We start from the raw sequence: 6230 nt of genomic DNA, 5'->3' as shown, positions 1-6230 counted from the left end.
AGCCCAGCGTACCGCACAGCGCGAACCGGCCAGGCCAACCCAGGCCGCCGCGCCCAAGGACGAGGCGCCCGCCGCCAAGACCGCGCAAGCCGAGGCTACGGAAGTCAGCGAGGAAGGCAAGGACGCGGCCGCGGCCAGCGCCGCCGCCGAAGCGGCCACCACGCCCGTCACCGACATGCTAGCCTTCATGGCCAGCCTGGCCCAGCCTGCGGCAGCCACGCCGGCGGCCCAGCCGGTGGCGGCCGAGGGTGCGGACGCCGCACTGCAGGCGGCCTTCCAGCAGATCAAGGCCCAGGACGGCCTCGCGGCCGCCGTGCCGGCCGAAGGCGAAGCCCTGACGCAGGAAGCCGCATCGGGCGGCATCACCCTGCCGACCGGCCTCGAACGCGCGCCGGCCGAGCTGCGCACGACCCAGGACGCGGCTTCGCAACCCGCCGCTGCCCAGGCCAAGCCGGAGGCCGCCCAGTTCCAGGCCCAACTGCGCGAAGCGACCCAGCAAAGCGCGGCCGCCGCCGAAGCGCCGGCGCCGAGCGTCACCCAGCTGCAGGCCCAGGCGGCCAAGCTGGAAGCGGTGCAGCCTGGCGCCGTGCCGGCCGACCGTATCCCGGCCCGCGTGGGCAGCCAGGGCTGGGACAACCAGGTCAGCCAGCGCATCGTCTACATGGTCGGCAAGGAACAGGCCGCCACCCTGACCCTCAACCCGCCGGATCTCGGCCCGGTGCAGGTGGTGCTGAACGTGAGCAACGACCAGGCCAGCGTGCAGTTCTCCTCGAACCAGCTGGAGGTGCGCCAGGCCCTGGAAAACGCGATCCCGCGCCTGCGCGAGATGATGAGCGAAAGCGGCATCGCGCTGGGTAATGCGACGGTCGACGCCGGCACGCCCGACCAGCGCCAGGCCTCGCAGGATGGCGAACGCCGCGGCAGCGGCGGCGCGGGCGGCCTGAACGGCAGTGGCGGCGATACTGTCGAGAGCGCACCGCGCGCGGCCCGCACCGTGGCGCTGGGCGAGCGGGGGATGGTCGATACCTTCGCCTGATCGATTCATTGAGTTGGCAGCAAGATCGTCGTCGCTCCGGCGAAGGCCGGAGCCTAAGTTGAGCGTTTCGACAGCATACGCAGAACTTGGGCTCCGGCCTTCGCCGGAGCGACGTGCATTGGCGAACTGAATATCGAACACCTACAATGTGCAGCTTTTTTCTAATTCGTCATCACGCGCGCACAACAATCCTGGAGAATGCCGCCTCTTCCGCCCTCTTTTCGAGGCTTGCCCAGGCGCATCTATCCGCGACAATGCCATAATGTCGTTCACCATCCATAGGTAGCAGGTAATCTTGAAAGCGAATCCCAAAGCGAAGGCCGATCCGAAAGCGGATGCGGCAGATGCGGCCCCGGCGGGCTCGAAGAAGAAGCTGATGATCATGATCGCCGCGGCGGTCCTGGTGCTCGGCGCGGGCGCGGGTGGCGGCTGGTATTTCAGCCAGTCCGGCGCGCATGCCGAGGAAGCGCCGGCCAAGGAACACAAGAAGAAGAAAAAGAAGGACGACGACGTCAAGGCCGAGTACGTGCCGGTCGAGGCCTTCACCGTCAACCTGCAGCCGGAAAACGGCGAACAGTATTTGCAGGTACAGTTCACCTTGCAGATCGCGGGTCCGGAACAGGTCCAGCTGGTCAAGGACAACATGGCCGTGGTGCGCAACCGCGTGCTGCTGCTCCTGTCCGGCAAGAAGGCCTCCGAGATCAGCACCGTCGAGGGCAAGCAGCAGCTGGCGGCCGAGATCCAGGCCGCCGTCAAGGAGCCCTTCGAGAAGGACGGCGACGAACAGGAAGTGACCGACGTATTGTTTACCTCATTCATTATTCAGTAAGTCATCGATAAAGAAGCACCATGGCCGATAATTTCCTCTCACAGGAAGAAGTCGATGCCCTCTTAAAAGGGGTCAACGGCGATCAGGACGACATTGCGACGCCTGAAGACACCTCGGGGGTACGCACCTATAACCTGGCAACGCAGGAGCGGATCGTCCGCGGCCGCATGCCGACGCTCGAGATCATCAACGAGCGTTTCGCCAGGTATCTGCGGGTCGGCCTGTTCAACTTCCTGCGCCGCAGCGCCGAGGTCTCGGTGGGCTCGGTGCGGGTCTCGAAGTACAGCGAATTCATCCGCAACCTGGTGGTTCCTACCAACCTGAACCTGATCCACATGAAGCCCCTGCGCGGCACCGCGCTGATGGTCTTCGATCCGGGCCTGGTATTCCTGCTGGTGGACAACCTGTTCGGCGGCGACGGCCGCTTCCACACCCGCGTGGAAGGCCGCGACTTTACCCAGACCGAGCAGCGCATCATCATGCGCATCCTCGACATCGTGTTCGAGGCCTATGCCAAGTCCTGGGAGCCGGTGTACCCGGTCGAGTTCGAGTACATCCGTTCCGAGATGAACACCCAGTTCGCCAACATCGCGACCCCGAACGAGGTCGTGGTGTCCTGCACCTTCACGATCGAGCTGGGCTCGGTGTCGGGCCAGATCCACTTCTGCATGCCCTACTCGATGATCGAGCCGATCCGCGACGCGCTGACCTCGAGCCTGCAGGGCGAGGCCCTGGAAGTCGACAAGCGCTGGGTGCGCCTGATGACCCAGCAGATCCAAGTGGCCGAGGTCGAGCTGGTGGCCGTGCTGGGCCACGGCAAGGCGAACTTCGACGAGATCCTGAACATGAAGGTGGGCGACGTCATCCCGCTCAGCGTGCCGGAAACCCTGCAGGCCACGGTGGACGGCGTGCCCGTGATGGATTGCAGCTACGGCGTGCACAACGGCCAGTACGCGCTGAAGGTCGAGAAGCTGCTCGCCAATAGCGACACGTTCAGCAAATAACCCATAGAATTGGCCAGGCGCAGCCGGCCGCAAGCAAACCAGGAGAACCACATGTCTGACACCCAGGACGACCAGAGCGGCCTCGACGACGATTGGGGCGCGGCGATTGCCGAGCAGGCCGCGGCCGAGGCGGCGGCGCTCGAGCGCCAGCAGCAGGCCGCCGCCGCCGCGCCGCCGGCTGCCGCCGTGTTCAAGGATTTCTCGAACAAGGGCGCGCGCAACGAGACCCCGAACGACATCGACTTCATCCTCGACATCCCGGTCCAGCTGACGGTGGAACTGGGCCGCACCAAGATCGCCATCAAGAACCTGCTGCAGCTGGCGCAGGGCTCGGTGGTCGAGCTGGACGGCCTGGCCGGCGAGCCGATGGACGTGCTGGTCAACGGCTGCCTGATCGCGCAGGGCGAGGTCGTGGTCGTGAACGACAAGTTCGGTATCCGACTCACTGATATCATCACGCCATCGGAACGGATACGAAAACTGAATAAATGACAAAGCGCAACGTCGCGGTAACCGACATCGTAGGGTTGGCAGCTTCGCTGCCGACGCGTTCAACCACAGCCGGCACGTCCGGCACACTTGTGTTGACCGCGTCGGCGGCAAAGCCGCCAACCCTACGTGTTTTTGCGGCGGCGTTGCTGTTTGCCCCCCTGGCCGCCTGCGCAGCTCCACTGCCGGCTGAGCAAGCCGCGCCCGCCGTCCAGCAAACCGCGCCTGCGCCCGTGCCGGCGCCGGCTTCGGTTCCCGAGGCGGCTGCTCCCGCCCCTGCCGCCCAGGAACCGGCCACCACCCCGCGCCGCGCCGGCGAAACCACCACTGGCCGTGTCCCGGCTCCCGCGCGCCCGGCCCCATCGGTTTCCCCGGCCAACACCCCCCCCGTCCCGGCGCCGCTGCCGGCCGACGGCGCCCAGGCGCCCGCCGGTGTGACGCCTCAAGCTCCCATCGTCGCGCCCGCGCCGGCGCCGGCCGAGCGGACCCCGCGCGCCGCCCTGCCGGGTTCGCCCAGCAGCCCCGCCGCCGGCAGCCTGATGCAGACCATCCTGGCCCTGGTCCTGGTGCTGGCCGTGCTGGCCGGCCTGGCCTGGTTCCTGAAGCGCTTCGCGCCCAAGATGATGGGCGGCGCCAACAGCAACCTGCGCATGGTCGGCTCGCTCAACCTCGGCGGACGCGAGCGCATCATGGTGGTCGAGGTGGGCGACCAGTGGATCGTGGTCGGCGCCTCGCCCGGCCGCATCAACGCGTTGGCCACCATGCCGCGCCAGGCCGGCGTGGAAGGCGACGCCGCCGTGGCCGCCACGGGCGCCGCGCCGTCCGGCAGCTTCTCGGACTGGCTCAAGAATACGATCGACAAACGCAATGCGAAATAAGAAGACATGGCTGGCCGTGGCGACGGGGCTGGTGGCCCTGCTGCCGCTGCTGGCGGCCGCCCAGCCCGGCATCCCGGCCTTCAACACCAGCCCGGGCCCCGGCGGCGGTACCCAGTATTCGCTGCCGGTGCAGACCCTGCTGCTGCTGACCGCCCTCACCTTCCTGCCGGCCGCGCTGCTGATGATGACCAGCTTCACGCGCATCATCATCGTGCTGTCCCTGCTGCGCCAGGCGCTCGGCACCCAGACCGCGCCGCCGAACCAGGTGATGGTCGGCCTGGCCCTGTTCCTGACGCTGTTCGTGATGGGACCGACGTTCGACCGGATCTACACCGAGGCCTATGTGCCGCTGCAGGAAAACCGGATCCAGATGACCGAGGCCATGAACCGCGGGGTCATCCCCCTGAAGGAATTCATGGTGAAGCAGACCCGCCAGTCCGACCTGGCGCTGTTCGTCAAGATCTCGCGCACCCCGGCCCTGCAGGGACCGGAGGACATTCCGCTGCGCGTGCTGATCCCGGCCTTCGTCACCAGCGAACTCAAGACGGCTTTCCAGATTGGGTTTGCGATCTTCATTCCCTTCCTGATCATCGACATGGTGGTGGCCTCGGTGCTGATGTCGATGGGTATGATGATGATGTCGCCGGCCGTGATCGCGTTGCCGTTCAAGCTCATGCTGTTCGTGCTGGTCGACGGCTGGCAATTACTGCTGGGCTCGCTGTCCCAGAGTTTCTACTGAGGGCCGACAGATGACTCCCGAAAGCGTGATGACCATGGGCCGCACGGCCATGGAGGTGACCCTGATGGTGTCGGCGCCGCTGCTGCTGGTGGCCCTGATCATCGGCCTGATCGTCAGCATCTTCCAGGCCGCGACCCAGATCAACGAGGCGACCCTGTCCTTCATCCCCAAGCTGATCGGCATCTTCGTCGCCCTGGTGGTCGCCGGGCCGTGGATGCTGTCGGTGATGCTGGACTATATGCGGCAGGTGTTTACGGGCATTCCCGGACTGATTGGATAGTGCGGTGATGCCGGCGCCATTTGGACGCGTGGGCGGGGGACCCGCCCACCCTACGGGATGCTGAGCCTGACCTCAGGCGAGATCAACGCCTGGATCGCGGGGCTGCTGTGGCCCCTGACGCGCATCCTGGGGCTGGTCGCGGCCGCGCCGCTGTTCGGCAATGCGGGCGTGCCGGTGTCGATCAAGGTCTCGCTGGGCGTGCTGCTGGCGGCCGTGATCGCGCCCATCGTGCCGGCCGTCCCGGCCATGGACCCGACCTCCTGGGCGGGCCTCCTGATCGTGGTGAAGGAACTCCTGATCGGGGTGGCGATGGGCTTCGCCATGCGCATCGTGTTCGCCGCCATCGAGTACGCGGGCGAGGTGTCCAGCATGACCATGGGCCTGGGCTTCGCCGTCTCCTTCGACCCCAACACCCACGGCCGCTCGGCGGCGGTGGCCCAGTTCATGTCGCTGGTCGCGACCATGGCCTTCCTGGCCGTGAACGCCCATCTGGCGCTGCTGGAGGCGCTGGCGGAAAGCTTTATCACCCTGCCCATCACGAGCACGCCGTTCTCCGGCAATGCGCCGCTGGAACTGGTGCGCTGGGGCGCCCGCATCTTCTCGGCGGGCCTGCAGCTGTCGCTGCCGATCGTGGCCGCCCTCCTGATCACCAACGTGGCGCTGGGCATCCTGACCCGCGCCGCGCCGCAGCTGAACATCTTCGGTATCGGCTTCCCCGTCACCCTGGGCGTGGGCTTCCTGACCCTGAGCCTGGTGATGCCCTACCTGGGCACGCCCATCCTCAACCTGTTCAACCAGGGCATCGAGGCCGGGCGCGCGATCCCGCGTGCCGGAGCGGTGCGGCCCGGCGCAGGACCAGCGGCGCCGGCGCCGGCCGGTCCGGTGCAGCCTGCGCCCGGCTAAAGCGGCAAGACTCCTGACAGGATCTGTCAGTGCTCCGTCTTAGCATTGCCTTCTCATCAATCTTGCGGAGAC

Annotated in this window: 8 protein-coding genes; all 8 read left to right on the top strand. The window is 66.9% G+C overall.

Translation table 11 applies throughout. The annotated features are described in order from the left end of the window. A partial coding sequence (locus KBW98_RS13995) for a flagellar hook-length control protein FliK (RefSeq protein ID WP_211520761.1) occupies positions 1-1036 on the top strand: 1036 nt, incomplete at its 5' end. 295 nt (positions 1037-1331) lie between these two features. Beyond that, entirely contained in the window at positions 1332-1865 is a 534-nt protein-coding gene (fliL, locus tag KBW98_RS13990; protein WP_211520760.1) for a flagellar basal body-associated protein FliL, read from the top strand. Between the two features lie 20 nt (positions 1866-1885). Then, complete coding sequence (gene fliM, locus KBW98_RS13985; protein WP_211520759.1) at positions 1886-2869, top strand: flagellar motor switch protein FliM; 984 nt, start codon at positions 1886-1888, stop codon at positions 2867-2869. Positions 2870-2920: 51 nt separating this feature from the next. Next, positions 2921-3361, top strand: a complete 441-nt coding sequence (fliN, locus tag KBW98_RS13980) for a flagellar motor switch protein FliN (protein WP_211520758.1) — start codon at positions 2921-2923, stop codon at positions 3359-3361. Positions 3362-3504: 143 nt separating this feature from the next. Then, positions 3505-4236: a flagellar biosynthetic protein FliO gene (gene fliO, locus KBW98_RS13975; protein WP_229429184.1), complete on the top strand. Its 732-nt coding sequence runs from the start codon at positions 3505-3507 to the stop codon at positions 4234-4236. Beyond that, positions 4226-4975 (top strand): flagellar type III secretion system pore protein FliP, encoded by a 750-nt coding sequence (fliP, locus tag KBW98_RS13970; RefSeq protein ID WP_211520756.1) that lies wholly within the window; start codon positions 4226-4228, stop codon positions 4973-4975. The genes fliO and fliP overlap by 11 nt, the downstream gene beginning before the upstream one ends. A 10-nt stretch (positions 4976-4985) precedes the next feature. Beyond that, complete coding sequence (gene fliQ / locus KBW98_RS13965; protein ID WP_020654801.1) at positions 4986-5255, top strand: flagellar biosynthesis protein FliQ; 270 nt, start codon at positions 4986-4988, stop codon at positions 5253-5255. A gap of 57 nt (positions 5256-5312) precedes the next feature. After that, positions 5313-6158, top strand: coding sequence for a flagellar biosynthetic protein FliR (gene fliR / locus KBW98_RS13960; RefSeq protein ID WP_211520755.1), 846 nt, complete (start codon positions 5313-5315; stop codon positions 6156-6158). Positions 6159-6230: the final 72 nt, after the last annotated feature.

The organism is Massilia sp. ST3 (assembly GCF_018119405.1).
GTDB lineage: Bacteria > Pseudomonadota > Gammaproteobacteria > Burkholderiales > Burkholderiaceae_D > Telluria.
Note: the sequence above shows the minus strand (reverse complement) of the source record. Positions and strands in the feature narration are given on the sequence as shown.

Coding starts and splice junctions, on each gene's coding strand:
- fliM (WP_211520759.1), top strand. CDS start 1,886: ATGGCCGATAATTTCCTCTCACAGGAAGAAGTCGATGCCCTCTTAAAA.
- fliN (WP_211520758.1), top strand. CDS start 2,921: ATGTCTGACACCCAGGACGACCAGAGCGGCCTCGACGACGATTGGGGC.
- fliP (WP_211520756.1), top strand. CDS start 4,226: ATGCGAAATAAGAAGACATGGCTGGCCGTGGCGACGGGGCTGGTGGCC.
- fliQ (WP_020654801.1), top strand. CDS start 4,986: ATGACTCCCGAAAGCGTGATGACCATGGGCCGCACGGCCATGGAGGTG.
- fliR (WP_211520755.1), top strand. CDS start 5,313: ATGCTGAGCCTGACCTCAGGCGAGATCAACGCCTGGATCGCGGGGCTG.